This is a genomic window from Bradyrhizobium sp. WU425 (assembly GCF_021052305.1).
Lineage (GTDB): Bacteria > Pseudomonadota > Alphaproteobacteria > Rhizobiales > Xanthobacteraceae > Bradyrhizobium > Bradyrhizobium canariense_D.
Map to the genome: position 1 here is coordinate 2118107 of NZ_CP088089.1, position 25856 is coordinate 2143962.

Below are 25856 nucleotides of genomic sequence, written 5' to 3' on the forward strand. Positions count from 1 at the left end.
ACGGACATTGCCCGATTCCATCGATGTGATAGCCTTCACAGACGATCGCCTTTGGCAGTCGTAGGCTGGGGTCTGCCTTTGCAAGTTTGTGGAGTCCCCGCAATGGGCGAAATTCGCAACTTCAGATCCGGGAATGACGAGCCGCCTTCGCACGGCCCTATGCCTCGTCGCCTCGCGGCCATCATTGTCGGTGACATCGCTTCCTACAGCCGCCTGATGCAGGCCGACGAAGAGGGCACGCACGTCCGCGTCAAGCGGATCGAGCGGGATCTCATCCAGCCCAGCATCGTCGAGCACAACGGAAGTCTGGTGAAGACGACGGGCGATGGCTTCATCGCGATTTTCGACAGTCCGGTCGAGGCCGTCCGATGCAGCATCGTCATCCAGCAGAATCTCATCGGCCGCAACGCCTCGCTTCCGAAGAACACCCGGATCGAGTACCGGATTGGCGTCAATCTCGGTGACGTCATCGTGGAGCCTGACGACGTCTACGGCGACGGCGTCAATATCGCCACGCGTATCGAGGGCATCGCCGAGCCAGGCCAGGTCTTTATCTCCGGCGCGATCTACGAGCAGATCAAGCACAAGGTCGTGTGCGGTTACGAGTCGCTCGGGGACCGCAAGGTCAAGAACATCACCGATCCCGTGCGCGTTTATAAAGTGCTGCCGGATGCAGACGCGGTCGGCAGGACGCGGGGGCGGCGCGAGAATGCCCTGATCTTTCTCCTGGGTATCACGCTGTCGGTGATGGCCGCCGGCGTGCTGTGGTATCTTCTGGCTCAGGCGCCGGGCAGGGTGGGCGAGCAGGCCGCCCTCACTCCCGCTTCTCCTGCCGCATCGCCGAGCCCGCAGCCTCCGCCGCGCGAAGCGGCGCCGCAGACGCCGCAGCCTTCTCCCTCGTCGGCCTCGTCATCTCCATCGCCCGCTCAGGCGCCAAATCAATCGACGAGTCAATCGGTAAGTCAATCGCCCATTCCCGTCCGCGAACCCGAGATGGTCGCCATTCGCGGCGGCAGCTTTGCGATGGGAAGCAACGACGACCCGACCGAGCGTCCCGTCCATCAGGTGACGGTGAAGCCGTTCTCGATCGGCAAATATCCCGTGACCGTGCAGGAATGGAACGAGTGCGCCGCTGCAAAGGCGTGCAGCTTCACCTCCATCGGCAAGGACGATGCGCCGGTCAGCAATGTGAGCTGGACCGACGCGCAGCAATATGCGGCCTATCTCGCCAAGGCGACGAAGAAGACGTATCGGCTTCCGAGCGAAGCCGAATGGGAATATGCCGCGCGGGGCGGAACGCAGACCAGATATTGGTGGGGCGACAAGCTGCAGCCGGGCATGGCCGGTTGCAAGGATTGCGGTGATCTCGCGGCCGAGCAGCCAGCGAAAGTCGGCAGCTTCAAGCCGAACCCGTTCGGGCTCCACGACATGGGCGGCGGCGTCGATCAGTGGGTCGAGGACTGCTGGCACAAGACCTATCAGGGCGCGCCCACCGACGGCTCGGCATGGAGCAGCGGGGACTGCAGCGCTCATGTCCTGCGCTCGGGCTCCTGGAAGAACGATTCGAGATATGTGCGGCCGTCCAACCGCGATGGCTACGACACCAATGTTCGTTACCCCACGCACGGATTCCGCGTGGCGCTCAGTCCTTAAGTGGTGGAGTTGGTTTGATGCAGATCCTTCGTTGCGTCGCGCTGGCGGCGGCGCTCGCATTGCTTCCGGGGGCAGCCTTTTCGCAGGGCAAGGCAGCGCCCAAGGACGCAAAGCTCTATTTCATCACCCCGCGTGACGGGCAGAAGGTGCGCGGCGGATTCTGGGTCCGGTTCGGCTTGCGCAACATGGGAGTGACCCATGCCGGCGACGAGTACCAGAACGCCGGTCACCATCATCTGCTGATCGACGTCAACGACCCCATCGATCCCAAGGAGCCGATCCTGCAGGACAAGTCGCATCTGCATTTCGGGGCAGGGCAGACCGAAACGCTGCTCGAGCTTCCGCCCGGGACGCACACGCTTCAACTCGTGCTGGGCGATGCCAAGCACTATCCGTTCGAGCCGCCCATCGTGTCGGAGAAGATCACCATACGCGTCCGCCAGCCGGCCGCGGCACGATAGGCAATCACCGCAGGCTGGCGTTGAACTTGTCCAGCGCCGCCGAGCCGGGGCAGAGCGTGTCGGCTTCCAGCGTGTTGAGCGGCGTTTCGACCGTGTTGAGATGCTCGTGCAGGTCTTCCGCGTCGGGATCGACATAGAGCAGGCCGGTGACGATCTGTCCCTTGGCGGCGTGCTTTTGCAGGAAGGTCTGGGCGCCGAGCCGGTCGTGCGGATCGTAGTCGGCATCGATCTTGCGCAGCGCGATCCTGCTGCCGTCATGCTGCTCGACCATTTGCACGGTGCCGGGTGCGTAATCCACCGCAATCGGATCGCGGCCGACCAGCACATCGAGCCGGTTCACCGCGTCATTGTGCTCGCGGACATAGTCGAAGCTCTTGGTCGAGCCGGCATGGTTGTTGAAGGCGATGCAGGGGCTGATGACGTCGATGAACGACGCACCCTTGTGGCGGATCGCGGCCGCGATCAGCGGCACGAGCTGGGTCTTGTCGCCGGAGAACGAGCGCGCGACGAAGGTGGCGCCGAGCTGAAGCGCGATGGCGACGAGGTCGATGGCGTTGTCGGTGTTGGTGACGCCTTTCTTGGACTTCGAGCCGCGGTCGGCGGTCGCCGAGAACTGGCCCTTGGTCAGGCCGTAGACGCCGTTGTTCTCGACGATATAGGTCATGTTGACGCCGCGCCGGATCGAATGCGCGAACTGGCCGAAGCCGATCGAGGCGGAATCGCCGTCGCCGGAGACGCCGAGATAGATCAGGTCGCGATTGGCGAGATTGGCGCCGGTCAGGACGCTGGGCATGCGGCCGTGCACGGAGTTGAAGCCGTGCGAATTGCCGAGAAAATAGTCCGGCGTCTTCGACGAGCAGCCGATACCCGAAATCTTGGCGACCCGGTGCGGCTCGATCGAAAGCTCATAGCAGGCCTCGATGATGGAGGCCGTGATAGAGTCATGGCCACAGCCGGCGCACAGCGTCGAGATCTTGCCCTCGTAATCGCGATGGGTGTAGCCGAGCTCGTTCTTCTTCAGCCCGGGATGGTGGAATTTCGGCTTTGCAATGTAGGTCATGACACGGCCTTGCGGAGCGGGGTCACCTTGATGTGATCCTGGTGGTCGCCAATGGCTTTTGCGATGAAGCGGGCGGTGATCGGCGAGCCGTCGTAATGCACGATCGGCACCAGCCGCACCGGGTCGATGCCGTTTTCGTTGACGATGAGCTGGCGCAGCTGGCTGTCGCGATTCTGCTCGACCACATAGACGAAATCGTGCTCGGCGAGGAAGCTCGCCACGCTGGAGTGGAACGGGAAGGCGCGGATGCGCAGGCGGTCGAGCTGATGCCCGCGCGCTTCCAGCAATCCGATCGCCTCGTCCATCGCCGGCGTGGTCGAGCCGAAATAGATCACGCCGTATTTGGTTGGCCGTTCCGCATTGGCCTGGAGCGGCCGCGGCACCAGATCCTGCGCGGTCTCGAACTTGCGCATCAGGCGCTGCATGTTGTCGGCGTAGACCGAGCCCTCCTCGGAGTAACGCGCATAGCGGTCGCGCGACGTGCCGCGGGTAAAATAGGAGCCCTTGGTCGGATGCGTGCCGGGATAGGTTCGGTAGGGGATGCCGTCGCCGTCGACGTCGAGATAGCGGCCGAAATCGCGGCCTTCGTCCAGCATCTCCGCGGTCATCACCTTGCCGCGGTCATATTGCTTGGCGTCGTCCCATTTCAGCGGACGGCAGAGCCGGTGGTTCATGCCGATGTCGAGGTCGAGCATCAGGAAGATGGTGGTCTGAAGCCGCTCGGCGAGATCGAAAGCCGCGGCCGCGAACTCGAACGCTTCGGCGGGATCTTCGGGGAACAGCAGCACATGCTTGGTGTCGCCATGCGAAGCATAGGCGCAGGCGATGATGTCGCATTGCTGGGTGCGGGTCGGCATGCCGGTCGAGGGACCGGCGCGCTGGATGTTCATGATCACGGCCGGGATTTCGGCGAAATACGACAGCCCGATGAACTCGGTCATCAGCGAGATGCCGGGGCCGGAGGTCGCGGTGAAGGCGCGCGCGCCGTTCCAGGAGGCGCCGATCACGATGCCGATCGAGGCGAGCTCGTCCTCGCCCTGCACGATGGCGTATTTCGCCTTTCCGGTCTCCGGGTCGTGCCGGTACTTCTTGCAGTGGGCGGTGAAAGCTTCTGCCACCGACGAGGACGGCGTGATCGGATACCAGGCGCACACCGTGGCGCCGCCATAGACGGCGCCGAGCGCGGCGGCGCTGTTGCCTTCGATGAAGATGCGGTCGCCGACCTTGTCGGACTTCTTCACCCGCAGCCCGGTCGGGCATTTCAGGTTTTGCAGCGCCCAGTCGCGGCCGAGATGCAGCGCGTGGACGTTGGACGAGAGCAGCTTCTCCTTGCCCTTGTACTGCTCGCCGATCAGCTGCTCGATCAGCTTCGGATCCATGTCGAGCAGCGCCGAGAGCGCCCCGAGATAGATGATGTTCTTGAACAGCTGGCGCTGGCGCGGATCGGTATAGGTCGAGTTGGTGATCGCGGTCAGGGGGACGCCGATCACGGTGATGTCGTCGCGGAATTTGGTCGACGGCATCGGCTTGGTGGAATCATAGAACAGGTAGCCGCCGGGCTCGATGCCGGCGAGGTCCTTGTCCCAGGTCTGCGGGTTCATGGAGACCATCATGTCGACGCCGCCGCGGGCGCCGAGATGGCCGTCTTCGGTCACCCGCACCTCGTACCAGGTCGGCAGGCCCTGGATGTTGGAGGGGAAGATGTTACGGGGGCTCACCGGAACGCCGTGGCGCAGGATCGCGCGCGCAAACATCTCGTTGGCGCTGGCCGAGCCGGATCCGTTGACGTTGGCGAAGCGGACGACGAAGTCGTTTACGCTGCTGATCGGCTTTTTGTCGGACATGCTGAACCTGCGTGAGTCATCTCGATCAAATTTTTCTGCATGTCCCAGGCGCCGGTGGGGCAGCGCTCGGCGCACAGCCCGCAATGCAGGCAGACATCCTCGTCCTTCACCATCACGCGCCCGGTCTTGAGGTCGCTGGACACATAGAGATCCTGGTCCGGATGCAGCGAGGGTGCTTTCAGGCGCTGACGGAGATCGCCTTCCTCGCCGTTGTCCGTGAAGGTGATGCAATCCATCGGACAGATGTCGACGCAGGCATCGCACTCGATGCAGAGCGAGGTCGAGAACACGGTCTGGACGTCGCAGTTCAGGCAGCGATGAGCTTCGCCCAGCGCCAGCTTGACGTCATAGCCGAGCTCGACCTCGGTGCGGATGTCCTTCAGCGCGATCACCTTGTCGCGATGCGGCACCTTGTAGCGCTTGTCGTTGGAGATGTCGTTGTCATAGCTCCATTCGTGGATGCCCATCTTCTGCGAGGAGATGTACACGTCGGGCAATGGCCGCTCGGTGATGTCCTCGCCCGAGAGCATTTTGTGGATCGACAGCGCGGCGTCATGGCCCTGCGCCACCGCCCAGATGATGTTTTTCGGCCCGAACGCGGCGTCGCCGCCGAAGAACACCTTCGGGTTGGTCGAGACGAAGGTTTGCGGATCGACCTTGGGCATGTGCCATTTATCGAACTCGATGCCGCAGTCCTGCTCGATCCAGGGGAAGGCGTTCTCCTGGCCGACCGCGACCAGCACGTCGTCGCATTCGATGGTCTGGTCCGGCTCGCCCGAGGGGACGAGGTTGCGGCGGCCCTTGGCGTCGTATTCGGCCTTCACCTTCTGGAAGGTGATGCCGGTGAGCTTGCCGTTTTCGTGGACGAACGCTGTGGGAACGAGGAAATTGAGGATCGGAATGTCTTCGTGGAGCGCGTCTTCCTTCTCCCAGGGCGAGGCCTTCATTTCCTCGAAGCCGGAGCGCACGACGACCTTCACCTCTTCGCCGCCGAGGCGACGCGCAGTGCGGCAGCAATCCATCGCGGTGTTGCCGCCGCCGAGCACGATGACGCGCTTGCCGATCTTGTCGGTATGACCGAACGAGACCGAGGACAGCCAGTCGATGCCGATATGGACGTTGGCGGCTGCTTCCTTGCGTCCGGGGATGTCGAGTTCGCGGCCGCGCGGTGCGCCGGAGCCGACGAAGATTGCGTCGTACTTCTCCGCGAGCAGCGCCTTCATGCTCTCGATGCGATGGCCGCCCTTGAAGTCGACGCCGAGACCCAGGATGTAGCCGGTCTCCTCGTCGATGACCGAATCCGGCAGGCGGAATTTCGGGATCTGCGAGCGCATCATGCCGCCGGCTTGGGCATCGGCGTCGAACACGGTGCAGTGATAGCCGAGCGGCGCGAGATCGCGGGCGACCGTCAGCGAAGCGGGACCACCGCCCACGAAGGCAACGCGCTTGCCGTTCTTGGCCGAGGGGCGCGGCAAGCGCTGCGTGATGTCGTCCTTGAAGTCGGCGGCGACGCGCTTCAGGCGGCAGATCGCGACCGGCGTCTCCTCGACGCGTCCGCGGCGGCACGCCGGCTCGCATGGACGATCGCAGGTCCGTCCCAGAATTCCGGGAAACACGTTCGATTTCCAATTGATCATATAGGCGTCGCTGTAGCGGCCTTGAGCGATCAGTCGGATGTATTCGGGAACGGGAGTGTGCGCAGGACAGGCCCATTGGCAATCGACCACTTTGTGAAAGTAGTCGGGGGCCGCAATATCGGTCGGTTTCATTCCTACCCTGTCCGCGCAGGCTCAAAGACCCCGCGGCCTTTTCTTGAGCTTGCGAACGCTAACGCGCGGCGATCTGGTTTCTGAATGACGTCATTGGGTTAGCTTATTAGAACCGCTCCGAAGTACAACGGCAAATTTCGCGCTTCCCCTCTTTCATGGGAGCTACGCGCGCACAGCATTAACGGCCGTGCGCAGTATGTGGCGGTGCAGCATGTTGCGATGCGTCCGATGGCTTAGTTGCGCGCGATGTCGCTCTTCGCGAGGTCCCACATCAGGCAGTAGGAGCCGACCGACACGGGAAGCGGGAATGGCGAGGCGGCAGGGCCGGTGAAGCGCTCGGCGATCACGGACGAGACCGCGCCGACATGCGTGCCGTCGATCAGCACGAACCAGTCGCGCGCGCCTTCGTTGCGCACCGCCGGAATATCCGCGGTCGCGCCTGATAGTTCCGGCTCGCTTTCGAGCAGATGCATGGAGATGATGCCGTCGTGTTTTTTCCGGCGCCAGCCGTTCTTGCAGTGCGTCACGCCACGCGACTGCATTGTCCGGCGTCGGCCGCAGCCGCACGAGGCCGAGCGCCGCGCCGCGGCCGGTGCCCCTGCTGATCGTGATGCGGGCGACCACGCGGAGCATGTCCTTGAAATGCGCCATGCTCCGCCGCGACCATTCGGTCTGATTGGCGAGCCGCGCCCGGTAGGCCGGACTGTCGAGCACGTCGAGCGTCGCGGTTGAATACAGCGAGAGATATTTGGGATTGGCGGCGTGCGCGACATAGCGCCGCGCTTCGAGAAAGCCCTCGATCGCAACGCGCTCTTCCAGATGCTCGCGATCGTACCAGCGGTTGAAATCGGGTTCATTTGGAACGTCGATATTCATCGACGTGAGCAACATGCCCTTCCCGGCGAGTGGCATTTTCTTGTCCCGCTATCGCGAAATCTTCGAAGCGATATCTGCGATCGACTTCATGACCGCGTCCCGCACGCCGGTATCATAGAGCGAATGGCCGGCTTCTTCCACGATGCGAATCTCGGAACTCGGCCACACTTTCGCGAGCGCCTGCGATGTCTCGGGAGGGCACAACAGATCGTAGCGGCCCTGGACGATGATGCCGGGAATGCCGTCGAGCTTGCCGGCGTTCCGCAACAACTCGTTCTCCGTCATGAAGCTGTCTTGGACGAAATAATGCGCCTCCATGAACGGCGTCGCCGGCAATGTGCGCCACACGTTCAGCGACGCCAGATCCAGCCGTGTCTTTGCCGCCTTGTGCTCCGACAAGGCGCGTTCGGTATCGTGCCAGGCGCGCGAGGCCGGGCCATGCACCGCCGGATCGGGATCGAGGATGCGGCGATAGTAGGCTTCCACCGGTTGCGCGCGCTCCTCGACCGGCAGCACGCTCAGAAAATCGTCGTAGAGCGCGGGGTAGAATTGCGACAGGCGCGAGGTGAAGGCGATCTCGACTTCAGCACGCGTGCCGAGAAAGGTCGCGCGCAGCGCAATTCCGGAGACGCGCTCGGGATGCGCCTGCGCATAAGCCAGCGCCAGCGTCGCGCCCCAGGAGCCGCCGACCACCATCCAGCGCGCGGCGCCGAATTTCTCGCGGATCTTTTCCATGTCCGCGATCAGATGCTGCGTGGTGTTGTGTGCGCGCGATCCCTTCGGCCGGCTGCGACCGCAGCCGCGCTGGTCGAACAGCACGGCATGAAAACGGTCGGGATCAAACAGCCGGCGGTGGTCGGGCTGGCAGCCGCTGCCGGGGCCGCCATGCAGATAGACCGCCGGGATGCCGTCGGTGCGGCCGACGCTCTCGACATAGAGATCGTGGCCGTCGCCGACGTCGAGCATTTCGGAGGTCAGCGGTGCAAAGGGATCGGCGCGCTTGACTGAGCTGGCCGCGTCGGCGTCAGGCACCATTCTCGGATTCCAGGGTGCCGCCGGCGAAATTGCGATAGAGGAAGCGGTTGGTTTCGCCCTCAGCCTCGCGCTCGGCCTGCTTGAAGATGGTCTCGTGCAGCGGCGACAGCGCGCAGGCGGGATCGGTGTTGGCGGCGTCGCCGGTCAGCGCAAAGGCCTGGCAGCGGCAGCCGCCGAAATCGATCTCCCGGAATTCGCAACTCTTGCACGGCTCCTTCATCCAGCCGGTGCCGCGGTAGCGGTTGAAGGCCTCCGAGTTCTGCCAGATCCAGGCAATCGAATGGTTGGAGCGCACGGATTCGAAGTCGAGCCCGGTGATGCTCTCGGCGGCGTGGCAGGGCAGCACCTTGCCGGCCGGCGAAATGTTGAAGAACTGCCGACCCCAGCCGCCCATGCACTTCTTCGGCCGCAGCGCGTAATAATCGGGCACGACATAGTCGATCGTGAGCCGGCCCTTCAGCCGCTCGCGCGCCTCCTCGACGATGCGGGTGCACTCGTCGAGCTGCGCCACCGTCGGCATCAAGGCGGCGCGGTTCTTCAGCGCCCAGCCGTAATATTGGACGTTGGCGACCTCGAGCCGGTCGGCATCGAGATCGACCGACATCTGGATGATATCAGGCAGCTGGTGCAGGTTCTGCCGGTGCATCACCGCATTCACGGTGAGCGGCAAATCGAGCTCGCGCGTCCATTTTGCGACTTCGAGCTTCTTGCGGTGCCCGTTTTTGTAGCCGCCGACGCGGTCGGCGAGGGCTTCTTCAACGCCCTGAAAACTGATCTGGACGTGGCAGAGCCCGGCATCGGCAAGTTCGCTCAACCGCTCACGCGTCAGCAGCACCGCCGAAGTGATGAGGTTGGTGTAGAGCCCGACGTCGCTCGCATGCTTGACCAGCTCGACCAGGTCCTTGCGCGCCGTCGGCTCGCCGCCGGAGAAATGCACCTGCAGCACGCCGATCTCGGCGAGTTCGCTCAATACCTTCTTCCATTCCTCGGTCGTCAGCTCCTTGCCCGAGCGGTCGAGCTCGACCGGGTTGGAGCAATAGGGACATTGCAGCGGGCAGCGATGGGTGATCTCGAGCAGCACGGCGAGCGGAATGCCGAACGTCTCTGCCGTCGAGCGGCTCTTCTCCAGCACCGCGAGGCTGTCGCTGGCGTCGGGCGGGATGGTGGGATTGCCGAGCACATCGCTCATGACGTCTTCTCCCGGGCCTCCGTGAGAAAGCCCTTGTCGGCGAGATCCTGCAGCATGACGATGACGTCGGCCAGGATCGCCTCGCGCGGCGCGGCGTATTTTGCCGCGAGTTGGTCGGACATTTCGCCGACATTGCGCTCGCCGTCGCAGAGCTGCAAGACCTCGACCGCGATCTCGTCCGGCGCCAGCACGCGTTCGGGCGCCAGGATCACCCAGACTTTTCGCGTCTCGTCATATTTCAGCTTGGCGTGCCGCGGCAGAACCGGCCTGCTCGTCTCGCTGACGCTGATGTGACGCGGCCCGGCCATCGCTCGTTCCTCAGCTCGCCTTTTGGTGTTCTTGGGGCACGAACGCGCCCGGCGGAATATGGCCCTCGACATAGGCGTGTTGCAACGCGTCGAGCTGCACCCATAGCACGTTGGTCTTGAAGATCAGCGCATTGCAGACGGACGCGCGTTGCTCGGGCGTGACGGCATGCGCCTTGACATAGTCGAGCGCAAACCCGGCGTCGCGCGGCGCCTGCGCCAACCGGCGGTTGAAGTAGCTCATGATATCAGGATTGACGAAGTCGTAGTGCTCCAGCATCCCGGAGATGCGCTCTTCGTGCAGGTTCGGCGCGAACAATTCGGTGAGCGAGGACGCGATCGCCTCCAGCGGCGACTTCTCGCGGCAATAGTGCACATAGGCTTCCACCGCAAAGCGCGTCGCCGGCAGGATGCCTTCGGTCGATTCCACGTAAGCTGTGTCCAACCCGAGGCCTTCGGTCAGCTTCAGCCAGCGCTCGATACCGCCTTCGGAGCCGATGTCGCCGTCATGATCCTCGATGCGGTGGCGCCATTCCAGCCGCGTGGCGCGGTCGCGGAAGCGCGAGATCACCACCGCGTCCTTGATCGGGATGGTGCTCTGGTAATAGTAGCGGTTCAGCGCCCAGGCCTGCACCTGGCCCTTGTTGAGCTTGCCGCCATGCAGCAGTCTATGGAACGGATGCAGGCTGTGATAGCGCGTCGCACCGATGTGACGCAGCGTCGCCTCCAGCTCCTCGGCGCTAGTGAGCCTGATGTCCTTGCCGATCGAGAGCGCGGTCATTCCAGTCAGTGACGCGGCATTCACAGCACGATCTCCGTTCCGTCCGCGGGTATCTGCCAGCCCGCCGCTTCAGCGGCCTTGCGCTCCGGGGAAGCGGGCAGCAGCGCCGGGTTCGAGTTATTGATATGCAGAAATATCTTCCTGTCGAGTGTGAGGTCGGCGAGCCGCGCGATGGCGCCGTGGTCGCCGGACATCGCGACGTGGCCCATGCTTTTGCCGGTCTTGTGGCTAAGCCCGGCCTTGATCATCTCGTCGTCCTGCCACACCGTGCCGTCGAAGAACACCAGCGCAGCGCCGTCGATCTCGGCCTTGAGCGCGTCGGTGACCTCGGCGCAGGCGGCGATGAAGTAGAAGCATTTGCCGGTTGCTTTGTCGGTGATCTTCAGCCCCAGCGTATCGCCTTCGCCGCTGTCGCCGCCCGGATGCGTCTTGCCTTCCAGGTACCAGGCCGATTTGCCCGAGACCGCGAAGGGCAGCACCTCAAGTCCTGAGCGCGCCCCGTCCGGCAGCCGCGGCTCGAACGGCTCATTGATGCCGATCGGCTGGCGCTGCACGTTTTTCTCGTTCAGCACATTGAAGATGCTGTTCGCCCTCAGGATCGCCAGCACCTTCTCGTGCGCATAGACCGTGAAGGGCGAACCCTCGCGCATCGACAGCAGGCCGGCCACTGCGTCCACCTCGCTGTTGGTCAGGATCACGCCTGCGATCGGCGTATGGCGCAGCGCGCCTGCCTTCGGATGCAGCTGTGGCGTCGCATTCAATTGCTGGCGGAGGTCGGGGGAGGCGTTGATCAAGAACCAGTGCTCGCCGTCGCCGCTGAAGGCGACCGAGGCTTGGGTCCGTTGCAGCTCTTGGCCGTTATCACGGGCCGTCCGGCAGCCCTCGCAGCCGCAATTCCATTGCGGCACTCCGCCGCCGGCTGCGGCGCCCAGGACGACGACGCGAAGCATGATCCGTCTCCTGGAGGCAATGTCGCGAGGTGGACCTCACGCAAACACAAATCCTGTCTTCCGGACATGCATCGTGACCGAAAGATCCACCTGCGCAGAACGCGAACTCACCAACCGCTTACTTGCGGGTGGCGCTCACATACATGTTGATTTCCATGCCACAGGGCACTTCGAGGATCTTCGGGGCTTTCCAGGCCATTTTCGGCTCTCCATTTTCGAGAATTCGGACGTATCCGCCCAACCCTTAAGTTAGTGCGGGTGGAAAAGTTCGCCAGTGAAATTTTCCCGAGAAAGCCATGTTGCGGCGCGAAAAATGCTGCCGGAACGATACTTGCTGGTGATGTTGCCTTGCGCCCGGCGCATTCGGTCGCGAACCCTGTCCTGATAAAGCGGTTGTGAGTGCAGTGCAGCTTTCAATCCGGTACAGGCGACCCAACTGGAACTTCGTGATGCCCAGATATTTCTTCAACACCCGTATCGGCGACGAACTGATCGTGGATCCTGAGGGAGAGGATTTGCGCAATCCCGATCGCGCCTGGGAGGTTGCCCGCCAGATGATTCTGGAGGTGCTGAGATCGGAAGGCACCCAGCCGGCCCTGCTTGAGGCCGTCATCGAGGTCACCGACCGCGAAGGCGAGATCGTGCTCGAATTCCCCTTCACCGAGGCACTCCTGGACATTCCGGACCAGTCCGCCACCCGGCATTAAGGCTTGCTCTCGCCACCGTCGCAATGGCGGAGGAATCCCTGCGAATCCGCATGGCTTTGCCGCGTTCCCGGGGCTAAAAGACGCCGGTTACACGGAGCAAGTCATGCAAGATCTCTGGCGCCTGTCGGCGGCCGACCTCGCCAATCTCGTCAAAACCAAAAAGGTCTCCGCCAGGGAGGCCGCGCAGGCCGGCCTCGCCCGGCTCGACGCCGTCAATCCGAGCCTCAACGCCGTGATCGACCACCGGCCCGAGGACGTGCTCAAGCAGGCCGACGCCGTCGATGCCGCCATCGCCAGGGGCGAGGACCCCGGCATGCTGGCCGGAGTGCCCGTGACCATCAAGGCCAATGTCGACCAGGAGGGCTTTGCCACCACCAACGGCCTCAAGCTCCAGCGCGACCTGATCGCGCGCGAGGACAATCCGGTGGTCGCCAATTTCCGCAAAGCCGGCGCCGTTCTGCTTGGGCGCACCAATTGCCCGGCCTTCTCCTATCGCTGGTTCACCACCAACCTGGTCCACGGCGACACCAAGAACCCCCGCGACGCCTCGCTGACGCCGGGCGGCTCGTCCGGCGGCGCGGGCTCGGCGGTCGCGGCCGGCATCGGCCATATCGCCCATGGCACCGACATTGCCGGCTCGATCCGCTATCCCGCCTATGCCTGCGGCGTGCATGGCTTGCGCCCGACCTTGGGCCGCATCCCGGCCTTCAATCCGGCCCTGCCGGAGCGCCCGATCGGGCCGCAGATCATGGCGGTGTCGGGGCCGCTGGCGCGCACCGTCAACGACATCAGGATTTCGCTCGCGGCCATGTCGGCCCGCGACATCCGCGATCCCTGGTTTGTGCCGGTGCCGCTGGAAGGCCCCGCGCGGCCGAAGCGCGCCGCGCTCTGTCTCGACCCGGACGGCCTGGCCACCGCGCCCGAGGTGAAGGCCGCCGTCATCGACGCCGGCAAGCGGCTCGAACGGGCCGGCTGGACCGTCGAGACAATCGAGAACACCCCGCCGATGCGCGAAGCGGTCGAGTGGCAGATCAAGCTCTGGCTCGGCGACGGCTATGAGGCGCAGCTCGAGATGGCCGAGCGTGAAGGCGATCCCGGCGCGCTGGCGTGCCTGCGTGGCAACCGTGCCAGGGTCACGCCGATGGACCAGGCCAATTACGCCAAGGCATTGACCCGCCGCGCCACGCTGACCCGCGACTGGATGCTGTTCTTCGAGACCTATGCCGTGCTGCTGACGCCGGTCTCCGGCGAACTGCCGTTCCCCGATCATCTCGACCGCAAGGACGACTCTTCCTTCAAACGCGTCTGGGAAGCGCAGTTGCCGCAGATCGCCATTCCCTTCATGGGCCTGCCGGGCCTCGTGGTCTCCACGGGCCTCGTCGGCAAGGCGCCGGTCGGCGTGCACATCGTGTCGGGCCGCTATCGCGAGGATCTCTGCCTGCTCGCAGGCGAGGCGATCGAGGCGGGCGGCGTGCCGCCGTCGCCGATCGATCCCGTAGGTTAGCGATGTCCGCGATCTACGACTTCAAGGCCAACTCGCTTCTCGGCGAAGAAGTGCCGATGCGCAGCTTCGAAGGGCAGGTGCTGCTGATCGTCAACACCGCGAGCAAATGCGGCTTCACGCCGCAGTATCGCGGGCTGGAGGATCTGCATCGCGACCTGTCCCCGCGCGGCTTCTCGGTGCTCGGCTTTCCCTGCAACCAGTTCGGTGCGCAGGAGCCAGGGCAGGCGAGCGAGATCCAGGCGTTCTGCTCGACCAATTACGACGTCACCTTTCCCCTGTTCGAGAAGATCGACGTCAACGGCAGCAATGCCCATCCGTTGTATGAGTACCTGAAACGCCAGCAATCCGGCCTGCTGGGCGCCTCCATCAAATGGAATTTCACGAAATTCCTGGTGGACCGCGCCGGCAAGGTGGTTTCGCGCTATGCGCCGACCGCGCGGCCCGAAGGATTGCGGCAGCAAATCGAGACCCTGTTATGAGCGAGACAATCATGAGCGACGAATTTCCGGACCGCCTCTCGGTCGATCCGAACAGCCCCTTTTACAATGCGGACATCCTGGCGCGCGACGTCGGCATCCGCTTCAAGGGTGTCGAGAAGACCAATGTCGAGGAATACTGCATCAGCGAAGGCTGGGTCCGCGTCACCGCAGGCAACGCCAAGGACCGCCACGGCAACCCGCTGACCATCAAGGTGCACGGCCCGGTCGAGCCGTATTTCAGGGATAAGAAGTAGTTTTGGAATGCGAAGCGTGCTTGGGGCACGCCGTCATGCCCGGGCTTGTCCCGGGCATCCACGTTCTTCGAGCGGCTAAGACGTGGATGGCCGGGACAAGCCCGGCCATGACGAGAGGAGGGAGCCCGCAGAAAGCCAAACCCCATGTCCGTCCGCATCGTCGACGTCCGCGAGATCACGAAGCCGATCTCTTCGCCGATCCGCAACGCCTATATCGATTTCACCAAGATGACGACGAGCCTCGTGGCCGTCGTCACCGACGTCGTTCGCGACGGCAAGCGCGTCGTCGGCTACGGCTTCAACTCCAACGGCCGCTACGGGCAGGGCGGCCTGATCCGCGAGCGTTTTGCCTCGCGCATCCTGGAGGCCGATCCGAAATCGCTGCTGAATGCGGCCGGCGACAATCTCGACCCCGACAAGGTCTGGGCCGCGATGATGACCAACGAGAAGCCGGGCGGTCACGGCGAGCGCTCGGTCGCGGTCGGCACCATCGACATGGCGGTGTGGGATGCGGTCGCGAAGATTGCGGGCCAGCCGCTGTTTCGCCTGCTGGCTGAGCGTCACGGCGTCAAAGCCAATCCGCGCGTGTTCGTCTACGCTGCCGGCGGCTACTACTATCCCGGCAAGGACCTCTCGATGCTGCGCGGCGAGATGCGAGGCTATCTCGATCGCGGCTACAACGTCGTGAAGATGAAGATCGGCGGTGCTGATATCGAGGACGACCGCACCCGCATCGAAGCGGTGCTGAAGGAAATCGGCAAGGACGCGCAGCTCGCCGTCGACGCCAACGGCCGCTTCGATCTCGAGACCGGCATCGCCTATGCCAAGATGCTGCGGGATTATCCCTTGTTCTGGTACGAAGAAGTCGGCGATCCCCTGGATTACGCGCTGCAGGCAGCCCTCGCCGAATTCTATCCGGGCCCGATGGCAACAGGCGAAAACCTGTTCAGCCACCAGGATGCCCGCAATTTGATTCGCTACGGCGGCATGCGCCCCGACCGCGACTGGCTGCAATTCGATTGCGCGCTGTCCTACGGCCTGTGCGAATACCAGCGCACGCTGGAGGTGCTGAAAACTCATGGCTGGTCGCCGAGCCGCTGCATCCCCCACGGCGGCCACCAGATGTCGCTCAACATCGCAGCCGGCTTAGGCCTTGGCGGCAACGAGAGCTACCCCGACCTGTTCCAGCCCTATGGTGGCTTCCCCGACGGCGTCCGCGTCGAGAACGGCCACATCACCATGCCGGAGCTGTCAGGCATCGGCTTCGAAGGCAAGTCGGATCTCTACAAGGAGATGAAGGCGCTGGCGGAGTAGGGGGCGCGACGGCCACGCCATGCTTTCCGCTGTCATGCCCCGGCTTGACCGGGGCATCCAGTACGCCGTGGCGAATGTGGCGAGAGCGAGCGCTTCAACGGAGGCCTCTGGAATACTGGATCGCCCGGTCAAGCCGGGCGATGACACCGAGATTGTGGACGAACCAACGCAATCAGCCGAGGTCGTCCCTTACGACAGTCGCATATCCAACAGCCGCCGCCCTTCGCCCTTCAAGAGCTTCTTCACCGCGCTCGAGGCCACGACTTCGCCGTCATTGGCGTAGGCTTCGTGGTTCTTCTCGATGTCGTCGAGGCGGTAGAGGTAGTTGACCATCACGCCGGCGGACTCGCGCACGCCCTTCGGCGAGAGATCGCCTAACCAATTGATGCGCTCGAGGCGGGCGCCATTGCCGAGATGGAAGCGCGCGACGGAGTCGATCAGCTTGCCTTTGGGTGTGCGCGCCTTCAGGAAATAGTGCGCCGCGAGCGGTTCGATCACGCCACGTAGCAGTGTCGTTGTCTCGGGGTTCTCGAACCATTTGGGATCGTCGAGGCGCTTCAGGATCTCGCGGTCCTCGTCCGACAGCGGCAAATCCTTGTCCTGCTTCACCCATGGCATGAAGCCCGGCACCGGCGACAGCGTCACGAAATTGTCGAGCTTGGGCAATTCGCGGCGCAGCTCCTCCACCACCTGCTTGATCAGGAAGCTGCCGAAGGAGATGCCGCCCAGACCGCGCTGGGTGTTGGAGATCGAGTAGAACACGGCGGTACGGGCGCGCTCGATCGGGACGGATGGGCGATCGACCGCGAGCAGCGGCGCGATCGCGCCGGGGATCGTCTCGGTCAACGCGACCTCGACGAAGATCAGGGGCTCGTCCACCATCGCGGGATGGAAGAAGGCGTAGCAGCGGCGGTCGACCGGATCGATGCGGCGGCGCAGATCGTCCCAGTCGCTGATCTCGTGCACGGCCTCATAACGGATGATCTTTTCGAGGATGTTGGCCGGGGTCGACCAGTCGATCCTGCGCAGCACGAGAAACCCCCTGTTGAACCATGACGAGAGAAGATGCGAAACGTCGCGATCGAGTGCGGCGAGATCGGCGTGCCTGTTCATCATGTCGAGCAGGTCGGCGCGCATCTTGACGAGATCGCCGGTGCCGCCGGGTGCGCGGTTGAGGCGGCGGATCAGCTCCTGCCGGCGCGGCTCGGAGGCGAAGTGCAGGGCGCTGGCATCCTCGTCGGCCGGCTTGGCGCGCCATGTCTCGATCGCCTTGGACAGGCGTTCCCGATCCGGGCCGAAATCGCGCACCAGGGCTTCGAAAAAGGCGCGACGTCCCGCCGCATCCAGGTCCTGGTAGATGTCGAGCACCTCACGCGCCATGGCGGTGCCGGAAGCTTCACCCCGGCCCGACAGCAGCGCGCCACAGAGCTCGATCAGCCCATCGGCGTCCGGCTTGGTGTCGGCAGAATCCCCGCGGCGAAGCAGCGTGCGGCCGCGCTCGGAGATGGTAGTAAGTAAGTCGGAGAAGAAGGCGTTGGCCATCGGGGCTTTCGTGTCGGGTTTGTGCGGTGCGGGAATCTTACACGGGATTTGGGCGGAATCCGATCACAATCAAGCGGGGGATTTTGGCAAGTTTAGCGGGGCTATGCGCCCCAAGTGAGTTGTCATGCCCCGGCTTGACCGGGGCATCCAGTACGCCGCAGCTTTTCGCTTCTAGCCGCGCCGTCTCGGAGTACTGGATCGCCCGGTCAAGCCGGGCGAGGACACCGAGTGTGTGGCAAACTCCGTCGGCGTCCGTCCCGTCACCTGACGGAACGCGGCCGAAAACGCCGGTACGCTGGCATAGCCGAGCTGGGTCGCGAGCTGCTTCACGGACACATTGGCATCGGTGGACAGCCGCTGGATCGCCGCCGCAATCCTCGCACGCTGGCACCAGCTCTTGAAGCTCAGCTGCGTCTCTGTCGAAAACAGCCGCGACAGTGTGCGCGCGGAGGTTCCGACCTCGCGCGCCAGCGCGTCGATGTCGTGCAGGCCGGTGGGATCGTCGAGCACGATCATGGCCGCGCGCCGGCAGCGCGGCTCGTGTGGCAGCGGCACGAAGGTCGCGGAATCCTCGGCCCGGACCAGTTCCAGCATCACTAGCCGAACCAGCAGATCGGTCCGCTCCTCGGTATTTTGCGCGTCGAACAGCGCGAGGATCGCCTGGTTCAGCAGCGGCGACACCCGCACCACGAATTCCTTGGTCAGTCCCTCATGGCGCTGCGCGCGCTTCAGCCAGGCCAAGTCGAAATACAGCGTCCGCATCTCGATGTCGGCGAGCAGATCGATGGCGTGCTGGAGCCCGGCGGGGACCCAGACCGCGCGGTCCGGCGGCACCAGCCAGCGCCCTCCGGGCGTCGTCACCTGCATGGTGCCCCTGGCGGCATAGATCAGCTGTGCCTCGCGGTGCATATGCGGATCGATCCGCATGCCCTTGGGATAGTCGCGTGCGACCAGATGCACGCCCGCGGGCGAGCGATGATTGCTCCGGACCGCCCGGAGGATTGGCGTCTCGACGACAGTCATTGGCAGCATCCCGTCATGCCCAAGACATATAACTCATTTCGGAGCAGGAGAGGATTCCCATGAACAGCCCCAGCCGGGTGATCAGTTTCGTCAACGCGGGCCATTTCATCGACCATTACGCGATGCTGATTTTCGCCGCCGCGGTGATCATCATGGGACCGGCGCTCGGCATGGCCTATTCGGAACTCCTGCCTTACGCGACGCCGGGCTTCGTCGCCTTCGGCGCGGGCTCGCTGCTCACCGGCTGGCTCGGCGACCGCTGGAGCCGTCGCCACATGATGCTGATCTTCTTCGTCGGCATCGGCGCCTCCATGATCTCGGTTGGCTTCGTGCAGACCCCGGCCCAACTCGGCGCGGCGCTGTTCGCGATCGGCATTTTTGCCTCGATCTATCATCCCGTCGGCACTGCCATGATCGTCTCCTACGCTGACAGGCTCGGCCGCGAGATGGGCATCAACGGCGTCTGGGGCAATCTCGGCGTCGCTTCGTCGGCGCTGGTCACCGGCGTGATCGGCCAGTATCTCGGCTGGCGCTTCGCCTTCATCGTCCCCGGCATCGTCACCATCCTGATCGGCATCGCGTTCGCGACGATGGTCGTTCACGAGGACCGCAAGGGCTCGAAGCAGGCGGCAGCGCAGGCGCGGGTCGCCAAGCAGGACATGTGGCGCGTGATCCTGTCGCTGCTGATCGTGGTGATCGCGATCTCCACGACGTTCAACGCCGTCACCGTGGCGCTGCCAAAGCTGTTCGCGGAGCGGCTTGCCGATCTCACCAAAAGCCCGGCGCTGCTCGGCGTCATCGCGGCCTGCGTCTACGTGTTCGGCGCGATGACGCAGTATACGATCGGCCGGCTGCTCGACCGCTATTCGCTGAAGACAGTGGCGCTGCCGCTGTCCTTCATGCTGGCGCCGTTCCTGTATCTCGCCGCGAGCCTGTCCAATCTGCCGCTGATCCTGGTCTCGATCGGCATCGTCATGGGCGCGTTCGGACAGGTCACGGTCAACGACGCCATGGTCGGCAAATACACCAGCGAGGAATGGCGCTCGCGCGCCTATGCCGTGCGCTATTTCATCGGCTTCACCGCGGCCGGCGCCTCGGTCGGCCTGGTCGCCTGGCTCTACGAGCAGGGCGGCTTCGTCACCATGCTGCATGCCTTCGCCGCACTCTGCCTGCTCGCGATCGCAGCCGCGATCATTCTCCCGCGCGAGATCAGGACACCGCAGGCGGTGTGAGGGATCGGCGTGAGGCGCGCGCCCGTTTCAATCCCGTCATTGCGAGGAGCGTAGCGACGAAGCAATCCAGAATCTTTCGGCGGACGGATTCTGGATTGCTTCCGCCTTCGCTAAAGGTTCGGCTGTCAAGTCGCCGCGCCCGCAATGACGTGGGAGTGGCGGCGGCTCGCGTAGTCTGCCGATGATGCCATCATGCCAGTGTTTTGCCCGACGGGGCAAGCATTTTCGGCAAAGCGAAATTAGATTTCGGCAAAGACGAAATTTTCTCCAGTCTTTTCAACCTCATCTCTACTGTGCATGGGGTTGTTTTCGCGTTTTTTTTGTTGAGGCCCCTTACCCGCCGCGAAGTCAAGGAACTCCCGTTGCCTGCCGCGGGTTCTATCCCCGTCATCCCGGCACCTCGCCGGGGCAGATGAAGGGGTAAAATTCCTGCATGCAGTGGAGCCTGCTCCGACCGGTCGGCCTTGTCCCCGCGGCGCTTGTCCTCACCACCGTTGCGGCCAGCGCCGAGGGCGGCAAATCGGCCGGTCCCTCGGAATTCCTGCTGGTGGCCCAGATCGTGCTGTTGATCGCGGTCGGCCGCGGTCTCGGCGAGATCATGCAGCGCCTCGGCCAGCCCTCGGTGATCGGCGAATTGCTCGCCGGCATCCTGCTCGGTCCCTCGCTGTTCGGTTGGGTCTGGCCTGACGCACAGCAGGCAATCTTCCCCAAAACGCCCGAGCAGAAAGCGATGATCGACGGCATCGCGCAGTTCGGCATCCTGCTGCTGTTGCTGCTGACCGGCATGGAGACCGACCTCAAGCTGGTCAGGAAGGTCGGCAAGGCCGCGATCGCGATCTCGATTGCCGGCATCCTCGTGCCCTTTGCCTGCGGTTTTGCGCTCGGCGAATTCCTGCCAGATGCGCTGTTGCCGAATCCGCAAGCCCGCCTGGTTGCGTCGCTGTTCATGGGCACGGCGCTGTCAATCTCCTCGGTGAAGATCGTCGCGGTGGTTGTGCGCGAGATGAACTTCATGCGCCGCAATGTCGGCCAGATCATCGTCGCCACCGCCGTCATCGACGACACCATCGGCTGGATCATCATCGCCGTCATCTTCAGCCTCGCTTCGCACGGCGCGCTGGATATCGCCTCGGTGGCGAAAGCTGTGCTGGGCACGCTGGCCTTCCTCGCGATTAGCTTCACCATCGGCCGCCGCATCGTGTTCCAGCTCATTCGATGGGCCAACGACAATCTCGTCAGCACCGCCCCGGTCATCACGGTGATCCTGCTGCTGATGTGCGCGATGGCGCTGGTCACGCATCTGATCGGCGTCCACACCGTGCTCGGTGCCTTCGTCGCCGGCATTCTGGTCGGGGAGTCCCCGATCCTGACGCGGCAGATCGACGAGCGGCTGCGCGGGCTGATCTCGAGCTTCTTCATGCCGGTGTTCTTCGGTTTGGCCGGCCTGAGCGCCGACCTCACGGTGCTGCGCGATCCCCATCTGCTGATGCTCACCGGCCTGCTGGTCGTGATCGCCAGCGTCGGCAAGTTCGGCGGCGCCTTCGTCGGCGGAACCGTGGGCGGGCTGAACACAAGGGAGTCGCTGGCCCTCGCAAGCGGGATGAACGCGCGCGGCTCGACCGAGGTGATCATCGCCACCATCGGTCTTTCGATCGGCGTGCTCAGCCAGAACCTGTTCACGATGATTGTGACCATGGCGATCGTGACCACGATGGCGATGCCGCCGATGCTGCGCGCCGCGCTGGCAAAGCTGCCGATGAACAAGGACGAGCAAGAGCGCCTGGAGCGGGAAGAATTCGAGAAGCGCGGCTTCGTCGCCAATCTCGAACGCCCCTTGCTCGCCGTGGACGAGAGCGTGAACGCCACCTTCGCTGCCCACATCGCCGGCCTGATCGCCGGCATGCGCGGCTTGCCAATCACCGTGCTGCACATCGGCAAGCGCGCCAAGGATCAGGAGAAGGGCCGCGATGAAGAGGAAAGCGCGGAAACCGTGGTGAAGAAGGCCGCCGAGATCGTATCGGCCCATGGCGATGGCGATGTCGGCAGCGTCGACGTCGTCACCCGGGCAAGGCGTGCGGAGCTCGGCGAGTCCATCGCCGACGAAGCGCGCAAGGGCTTCGATCTTCTGGTCATCGGCGTCGACAAGGTTGCTGCCGCCAAGGATCGCTTCGATCGGAGGATCGAGGACATCGCAGCGAAGTTCGAGGGACCGCTCGCGGTCGTGGCGGCCAAGGGCAAGCACCTGAAGCAGCCGACGCCCGAGGCGCTCAACATCCTCGTTCCGGTCTCCGGCAGCGGCGTCTCCAAGCGCGGCGCCGAGGTCGCGGTCGCGCTGGCGCAGGCGGGATCAGGCTCGCTCCGGGTGATCTATGTCGCGACGACGCGCGACAAGGGCGCGCAGCGCGGCGCCTCGCGTGGTCTGAACCAGGAGGCCGGCATCCTGAAGGACGCCAGCGATCTCGCCGCCCGTTACGAGGTCGACATCACCACGACCTTGCGCGCGAACCGGGCGCCTGAAGCGGCGATCCTGCGCGAGATCGAGACCACCGCCGTCGATCTCGTGGTGATGGGGGTCGATCGCATCCAGGCCGATCATCTCTCCTTCGGCGGCGTCGCCGACGCCGTGCTCAGGCAAGCGAAGGTGTCGGTGCTCCTGGTCTCGAGCGGGGAGGCGCGGCCGACGTCCACGGAGAAAGCCTAGGATTTCACTTCGGCCACTGCCACCGCCTTCGGCGTTTTCTTCGACGCACGCCAGTTCTCGAAGCGCTGCACCACCACGAAGAACGCCGGCACGAACAGCACCGCGAGGCAGGTCGAGGCCAGCATGCCCGAGAACACCGTGATGCCGATCGACTTGCGCGCGCTGGCACCGGCGCCGGTCGCGATCACCAGCGGCACCACGCCGAGGATGAAGGCGAACGACGTCATCAGGATCGGGCGGAAGCGGGCGCGCGCAGCTTCGACCGCGGATTCCAGCACCGGCTTGCCATCGCGGCCGTGCAGCTCGAGCCCGACCTCGACGATCAGGATGGCGTTCTTGGCCGACAGCGCGATCAGCAGGATCAGGCCGATCTGGCAATAGAGGTTGTTGTCGATCTTCAGTGCGTTGAGGATCAGCATGGGGCCGAGCAACGACAGCGGCACCGCCAGGATTACCGAGATCGGCGCGTACCAGCTCTCGTACTGGCCGGCGAGCACGAGATAGACCAGCAGCATGGCGAGCCCGAACACCCAGTAGATCTGGTTGGAGACGGCCTTCTCCTGATAGGACATCGCGGTCCATTCGAAGCCGGTGCCCGGCGGCAGCGTCTTGTCCGCGATCTCCTCCATCAGCTTCAGCGACTGGCCAGAGGAGTAGCCCTGCGCCGGCAGGCCGATCACGGTCGACGATGGATAGAGATTGTAGAGGCTGATCAGCGACGGGCCGGTGGCCGGCGTGATCGTGGCAACCGTGCCGATCGGGATCATGTCGCCGTTCGAGTTGCGCACCATCATGTTGGCGATGTCGCGCTCGGTGACGCGGAAGGCGGGATCGGCTTGCGTGTAGACCTGGAACACGCGGCCGAACTTGTTGAACTGGTTGACATAAGACGAGCCGAGATAGGTCGACAGCGCCGCGAACACCTGGTCCGTCGTCACGTGCAGCGTCTGGGTCTTGATGCGGTCGATCTCGACGTTAAATTGCGGAACCGAGGAGCGGAACGAGGACTGGACGCGCTGCAGGGCGCTCTGGCTCTGGCCGTTGGAGACCATCGCGCCCGTGATGGCCTGGAGCTTGGCAAAATCGCTGTTGCCGTCACGCAGTTCGACCTGCATCGAGAAGCCGGCGGCGTTGCCGATGCCCTGGATCGGCGGCGGCGGCAGCACAAGCGTGCGCGCTTCCATGATGGCCGCGAGCTTGTCGTTCAGCCCGTACACCAGCGAACGCAAATCCTCGCCGGGGCCTTTGCGCGCGTCCCAGTCCTTCAGGATGATGTAGGCGACGCCGGCATTGGCAAGGCTGGCGCTGTTGTCCAGCGCGGAGATGCCGGCGATGGTGATGACTTGCTGGACTCCGGGCGTGTCCTTGATCAGCTCGCTCGCTCTGTCGAGCACCTTCTGGGTCCGTTCCAGCGCGGCACCGTCAGGCAGTTGCACGGCAGCGATCAGATAGCCCTGGTCCTCGATCGGCAGGAAGCCGGTCGGCACCCGGGACAGGCCGTAGCCGCCGATCCCGATCAGCACCAGCGCGAGCGCGACAGAGATCGTGCTGTTCCTGCACAGCACGCCGATCAGTCGGATGTAGCCGCGCTCGACGCGGTTGTAGACCGCGTTGAAGCCGCGATAGAAGAAGTTGCGCTGCTCCGGCGGCACCGTCGGCCGCAGCCAGAGAGCGCATTGCGTCGGCTTCAGCGTCGCCGCGTTGATGGCGGACAGAAGCGCGGTCGCCGCGATCACCAGCGCAAATTGCGAATAGATGCGGCCGGTGAGCCCGGCGAGGAACGACGCTGGCAAAAACACCGAGATCAACACCAGCGTGATGCCGACGATCGGCGCGAACAGCTGGTCCATCGCCTTGATCGCGGCGTCATGGCCGTTCATGCCCTGCTCGATGTTGTGGGCCGCGCCTTCCACCACGACGATGGCATCGTCGACGACGATGCCGATCGCTAGCACGATCGCGAACAGCGTCGACATGTTGATGGTGAAGCCGAGCGCGGCCATGGCGGCGAAGGCGCCGATGATGGTCACCGGCACAGTGGTCGCCGGCACCAGCATCGCGCGCCAGTCCTGCAGGAACACCAGGATCACGACCAGCACCAGCAGGCCGGCCTCGATCAGCGTCATGTAGACCTCGTGCACCGAGGCCTGCACGAATTTGGTGGTGTCGAACGGCGTGTCATACTTCATGCCCTGCGGGAAGGCCTTTGCGAGCTGCGCCATCTTCTTCTCGACGGCCTGCTCGACCTGGAGTGCGTTGGCGCCGGGTGACTGGAACACGCCGATGCCGGTGGCAGGCTGCTTGTTGAGCGAGAAGATCTGGCTGTAGGTCTGCGCGCCCAATTCGACCCAGCCGACGTCGCGCACCCGCGTGACGTCGCCGCTGGTGCCTGATTTGACAATGATGTTCTCGAACTCGGTGGTATCGTCGAGCCTGCCGTTGACGTTGAGGGTGTACTGGAACGCCTGACCCGGCGGCGTCGGCGGTGCGCCGACCTGGCCGGCGGAGACCTGCTGGCTCTGCTGCTGGATCGCTTGGATCACGTCCTGCGGCACCAGGCCCCGGACCTGCAGCTTGTTCGGATCGAGCCACACCCGCATCGAATACTGACCGGCGCCGAACACGGTGACGTTGCCGACGCCGGGCAGGCGCGAGAGTTCGTCGCGGAGGTTGATGGTGGCGTAGTTGCTCAAATAAAGGCTGTCGAACGTCTTGTCGGGCGAGGTCAGCGTCACGAACAGCAGGATCGACGTCGACCGCTTCTGTACGGTGACGCCCTGGTTCTGCACCGACTGGGGCAATTGCGACAGCGCGCTGGAGACGCGGTTCTGCACCAGCACTTGCGCGAAGTTCAGGTCGGTGCCGATCTTGAAGGTCACGGTCAGCGTATAGGTGCCGTCGGAGCCGCTGTAGGACTGCATGTAGAGCATGTCCTCGACGCCGTTGACCTGTTGTTCGATCGGCAAGGCAACTGTGTCGATCACGGTCTTGGCGCTGGCGCCGGGATAGCGTGTGGTGACCTGCACCGTCGGCGGCACCACGTCGGGATATTGCGCGATCGCGAGGTTGAACAGCGCGACGCCGCCGATCAGGATCATCAGCAGCGCGATGACGTTCGAGAGGACCGGCCGCTCGATGAAGAATTTTGAGATCATGGCCGGCGCTCCTACTTGCAGA

General features: G+C 64.1%; 21 protein-coding genes and 1 pseudogene. 9 read left to right on the top strand and 13 right to left on the bottom strand.

Going from position 1 to position 25856, the window contains the following annotated elements; genetic code table 11:
* Positions 1 to 102: 102 nt before the first annotated feature.
* Together BcanWU425_RS10120 and BcanWU425_RS10125 are read left to right on the top strand one after the other, a co-directional pair.
* Complete coding sequence (locus BcanWU425_RS10120; protein ID WP_204512126.1) at positions 103 to 1653, top strand: SUMF1/EgtB/PvdO family nonheme iron enzyme; 1551 nt, start codon at positions 103 to 105, stop codon at positions 1651 to 1653.
* Between the two features lie 17 nt (positions 1654 to 1670).
* The gene (locus BcanWU425_RS10125) at positions 1671 to 2114 is read left to right on the top strand and encodes a DUF4399 domain-containing protein (RefSeq protein ID WP_018454075.1); all 444 of its coding nucleotides are present in this window, start codon (positions 1671 to 1673) and stop codon (positions 2112 to 2114) included.
* A gap of 4 nt (positions 2115 to 2118) precedes the next feature.
* Here BcanWU425_RS10125 and BcanWU425_RS10130 read toward each other — a convergent pair whose 3' ends face one another.
* The 10 genes and pseudogenes from BcanWU425_RS10130 to pqqA all read right to left on the bottom strand — a co-directional run bounded on the left by BcanWU425_RS10130 (position 2119) and on the right by pqqA (position 12122).
* Entirely contained in the window at positions 2119 to 3174 is a 1056-nt protein-coding gene (locus BcanWU425_RS10130; protein WP_018454076.1) for a 2-oxoacid:ferredoxin oxidoreductase subunit beta, read from the bottom strand.
* Complete coding sequence (locus BcanWU425_RS10135) at positions 3171 to 5018, bottom strand: 2-oxoacid:acceptor oxidoreductase subunit alpha (protein ID WP_204512125.1); 1848 nt, start codon at positions 5016 to 5018, stop codon at positions 3171 to 3173. Before BcanWU425_RS10135 ends, BcanWU425_RS10130 begins: the two co-directional genes overlap by 4 nt.
* Entirely contained in the window at positions 4988 to 6787 is a 1800-nt protein-coding gene (locus BcanWU425_RS10140; protein WP_231190407.1) for an FAD-dependent oxidoreductase, read from the bottom strand. Before BcanWU425_RS10140 ends, BcanWU425_RS10135 begins: the two co-directional genes overlap by 31 nt.
* A 233-nt stretch (positions 6788 to 7020) precedes the next feature.
* Positions 7021 to 7699: pseudogene (locus tag BcanWU425_RS10145) on the bottom strand (DUF4286 family protein).
* Positions 7700 to 7711: 12 nt separating this feature from the next.
* Positions 7712 to 8698, bottom strand: coding sequence for a prolyl aminopeptidase (gene pip, locus BcanWU425_RS10150; RefSeq protein WP_204512124.1), 987 nt, complete (start codon positions 8696 to 8698; stop codon positions 7712 to 7714).
* Entirely contained in the window at positions 8688 to 9887 is a 1200-nt protein-coding gene (gene pqqE / locus BcanWU425_RS10155) for a pyrroloquinoline quinone biosynthesis protein PqqE (RefSeq protein WP_204512123.1), read from the bottom strand. The genes pip and pqqE overlap by 11 nt, the downstream gene beginning before the upstream one ends.
* Complete coding sequence (gene pqqD / locus BcanWU425_RS10160; RefSeq protein WP_007613770.1) at positions 9884 to 10195, bottom strand: pyrroloquinoline quinone biosynthesis peptide chaperone PqqD; 312 nt, start codon at positions 10193 to 10195, stop codon at positions 9884 to 9886. Before pqqD ends, pqqE begins: the two co-directional genes overlap by 4 nt.
* Before the next feature lie 10 nt (positions 10196 to 10205).
* Complete coding sequence (pqqC, locus tag BcanWU425_RS10165) at positions 10206 to 10973, bottom strand: pyrroloquinoline-quinone synthase PqqC (RefSeq protein WP_210351123.1); 768 nt, start codon at positions 10971 to 10973, stop codon at positions 10206 to 10208.
* Positions 10974 to 10993: 20 nt separating this feature from the next.
* Positions 10994 to 11923, bottom strand: a complete 930-nt coding sequence (pqqB, locus tag BcanWU425_RS10170; RefSeq protein WP_085385338.1) for a pyrroloquinoline quinone biosynthesis protein PqqB — start codon at positions 11921 to 11923, stop codon at positions 10994 to 10996.
* Between the two features lie 118 nt (positions 11924 to 12041).
* The gene (pqqA, locus tag BcanWU425_RS10175; RefSeq protein WP_231190872.1) at positions 12042 to 12122 is read right to left on the bottom strand and encodes a pyrroloquinoline quinone precursor peptide PqqA; all 81 of its coding nucleotides are present in this window, start codon (positions 12120 to 12122) and stop codon (positions 12042 to 12044) included.
* Positions 12123 to 12372: 250 nt separating this feature from the next.
* Here pqqA and BcanWU425_RS10180 point away from each other — a divergent pair, with 250 nt between their 5' ends.
* The 5 genes from BcanWU425_RS10180 to tarD all read left to right on the top strand — a co-directional run bounded on the left by BcanWU425_RS10180 (position 12373) and on the right by tarD (position 16181).
* The gene (locus BcanWU425_RS10180) at positions 12373 to 12630 is read left to right on the top strand and encodes a DUF6894 family protein (protein WP_007613759.1); all 258 of its coding nucleotides are present in this window, start codon (positions 12373 to 12375) and stop codon (positions 12628 to 12630) included.
* Positions 12631 to 12733: 103 nt separating this feature from the next.
* Positions 12734 to 14134: an amidase family protein gene (locus tag BcanWU425_RS10185; protein ID WP_085385421.1), complete on the top strand. Its 1401-nt coding sequence runs from the start codon at positions 12734 to 12736 to the stop codon at positions 14132 to 14134.
* Positions 14135 to 14136: 2 nt separating this feature from the next.
* Positions 14137 to 14613 carry a glutathione peroxidase gene (locus BcanWU425_RS10190; protein ID WP_018454085.1) on the top strand — a complete coding sequence of 159 codons (477 nt, stop codon included), beginning with the start codon at positions 14137 to 14139 and terminating at the stop codon, positions 14611 to 14613.
* Positions 14610 to 14867 carry a DUF3297 family protein gene (locus BcanWU425_RS10195; RefSeq protein WP_007613756.1) on the top strand — a complete coding sequence of 86 codons (258 nt, stop codon included), beginning with the start codon at positions 14610 to 14612 and terminating at the stop codon, positions 14865 to 14867. The genes BcanWU425_RS10190 and BcanWU425_RS10195 overlap by 4 nt, the downstream gene beginning before the upstream one ends.
* 144 nt (positions 14868 to 15011) lie before the next feature.
* Complete coding sequence (gene tarD, locus BcanWU425_RS10200; protein WP_085361487.1) at positions 15012 to 16181, top strand: D(-)-tartrate dehydratase; 1170 nt, start codon at positions 15012 to 15014, stop codon at positions 16179 to 16181.
* A gap of 189 nt (positions 16182 to 16370) precedes the next feature.
* Here tarD and BcanWU425_RS10205 read toward each other — a convergent pair whose 3' ends face one another.
* Together BcanWU425_RS10205 and BcanWU425_RS10210 are read right to left on the bottom strand one after the other, a co-directional pair.
* A complete protein-coding gene (locus BcanWU425_RS10205; protein WP_085351884.1) occupies positions 16371 to 17723 on the bottom strand; it encodes a malonyl-CoA decarboxylase in 1353 nt (450 codons plus the stop codon).
* A 171-nt stretch (positions 17724 to 17894) separates the two neighbouring features.
* Positions 17895 to 18746 (bottom strand): AraC family transcriptional regulator, encoded by an 852-nt coding sequence (locus BcanWU425_RS10210; RefSeq protein ID WP_026232669.1) that lies wholly within the window; start codon positions 18744 to 18746, stop codon positions 17895 to 17897.
* A gap of 59 nt (positions 18747 to 18805) precedes the next feature.
* Between BcanWU425_RS10210 and BcanWU425_RS10215 the strand changes: the two genes are divergently transcribed.
* Entirely contained in the window at positions 18806 to 19978 is a 1173-nt protein-coding gene (locus BcanWU425_RS10215; RefSeq protein WP_018454089.1) for an MFS transporter, read from the top strand.
* A 433-nt stretch (positions 19979 to 20411) separates the two neighbouring features.
* Positions 20412 to 22679 (top strand): cation:proton antiporter domain-containing protein, encoded by a 2268-nt coding sequence (locus BcanWU425_RS10220; RefSeq protein ID WP_018454090.1) that lies wholly within the window; start codon positions 20412 to 20414, stop codon positions 22677 to 22679.
* Here the strand turns inward: BcanWU425_RS10220 and BcanWU425_RS10225 are convergent.
* Entirely contained in the window at positions 22676 to 25834 is a 3159-nt protein-coding gene (locus BcanWU425_RS10225) for an efflux RND transporter permease subunit (protein ID WP_204512121.1), read from the bottom strand. The two genes, BcanWU425_RS10220 and BcanWU425_RS10225, sit on opposite strands and share 4 nt — an antisense overlap.
* Positions 25835 to 25856 lie beyond the last annotated feature (22 nt).

Coding starts and splice junctions, on each gene's coding strand:
- BcanWU425_RS10120 (WP_204512126.1), top strand. CDS start 103: ATGGGCGAAATTCGCAACTTCAGATCCGGGAATGACGAGCCGCCTTCG.
- BcanWU425_RS10125 (WP_018454075.1), top strand. CDS start 1,671: ATGCAGATCCTTCGTTGCGTCGCGCTGGCGGCGGCGCTCGCATTGCTT.
- BcanWU425_RS10130 (WP_018454076.1), bottom strand. CDS start 3,174: ATGACCTACATTGCAAAGCCGAAATTCCACCATCCCGGGCTGAAGAAG.
- BcanWU425_RS10135 (WP_204512125.1), bottom strand. CDS start 5,018: ATGTCCGACAAAAAGCCGATCAGCAGCGTAAACGACTTCGTCGTCCGC.
- BcanWU425_RS10140 (WP_231190407.1), bottom strand. CDS start 6,787: ATGAAACCGACCGATATTGCGGCCCCCGACTACTTTCACAAAGTGGTC.
- pip (WP_204512124.1), bottom strand. CDS start 8,698: ATGGTGCCTGACGCCGACGCGGCCAGCTCAGTCAAGCGCGCCGATCCC.
- pqqE (WP_204512123.1), bottom strand. CDS start 9,887: ATGAGCGATGTGCTCGGCAATCCCACCATCCCGCCCGACGCCAGCGAC.
- pqqD (WP_007613770.1), bottom strand. CDS start 10,195: ATGGCCGGGCCGCGTCACATCAGCGTCAGCGAGACGAGCAGGCCGGTT.
- pqqC (WP_210351123.1), bottom strand. CDS start 10,973: ATGACCGCGCTCTCGATCGGCAAGGACATCAGGCTCACTAGCGCCGAG.
- pqqB (WP_085385338.1), bottom strand. CDS start 11,923: ATGCTTCGCGTCGTCGTCCTGGGCGCCGCAGCCGGCGGCGGAGTGCCG.
- pqqA (WP_231190872.1), bottom strand. CDS start 12,122: ATGGCCTGGAAAGCCCCGAAGATCCTCGAAGTGCCCTGTGGCATGGAA.
- BcanWU425_RS10180 (WP_007613759.1), top strand. CDS start 12,373: ATGCCCAGATATTTCTTCAACACCCGTATCGGCGACGAACTGATCGTG.
- BcanWU425_RS10185 (WP_085385421.1), top strand. CDS start 12,734: ATGCAAGATCTCTGGCGCCTGTCGGCGGCCGACCTCGCCAATCTCGTC.
- BcanWU425_RS10190 (WP_018454085.1), top strand. CDS start 14,137: ATGTCCGCGATCTACGACTTCAAGGCCAACTCGCTTCTCGGCGAAGAA.
- BcanWU425_RS10195 (WP_007613756.1), top strand. CDS start 14,610: ATGAGCGAGACAATCATGAGCGACGAATTTCCGGACCGCCTCTCGGTC.
- tarD (WP_085361487.1), top strand. CDS start 15,012: ATGTCCGTCCGCATCGTCGACGTCCGCGAGATCACGAAGCCGATCTCT.
- BcanWU425_RS10205 (WP_085351884.1), bottom strand. CDS start 17,723: ATGGCCAACGCCTTCTTCTCCGACTTACTTACTACCATCTCCGAGCGC.
- BcanWU425_RS10210 (WP_026232669.1), bottom strand. CDS start 18,746: ATGACTGTCGTCGAGACGCCAATCCTCCGGGCGGTCCGGAGCAATCAT.
- BcanWU425_RS10215 (WP_018454089.1), top strand. CDS start 18,806: ATGAACAGCCCCAGCCGGGTGATCAGTTTCGTCAACGCGGGCCATTTC.
- BcanWU425_RS10220 (WP_018454090.1), top strand. CDS start 20,412: ATGCAGTGGAGCCTGCTCCGACCGGTCGGCCTTGTCCCCGCGGCGCTT.
- BcanWU425_RS10225 (WP_204512121.1), bottom strand. CDS start 25,834: ATGATCTCAAAATTCTTCATCGAGCGGCCGGTCCTCTCGAACGTCATC.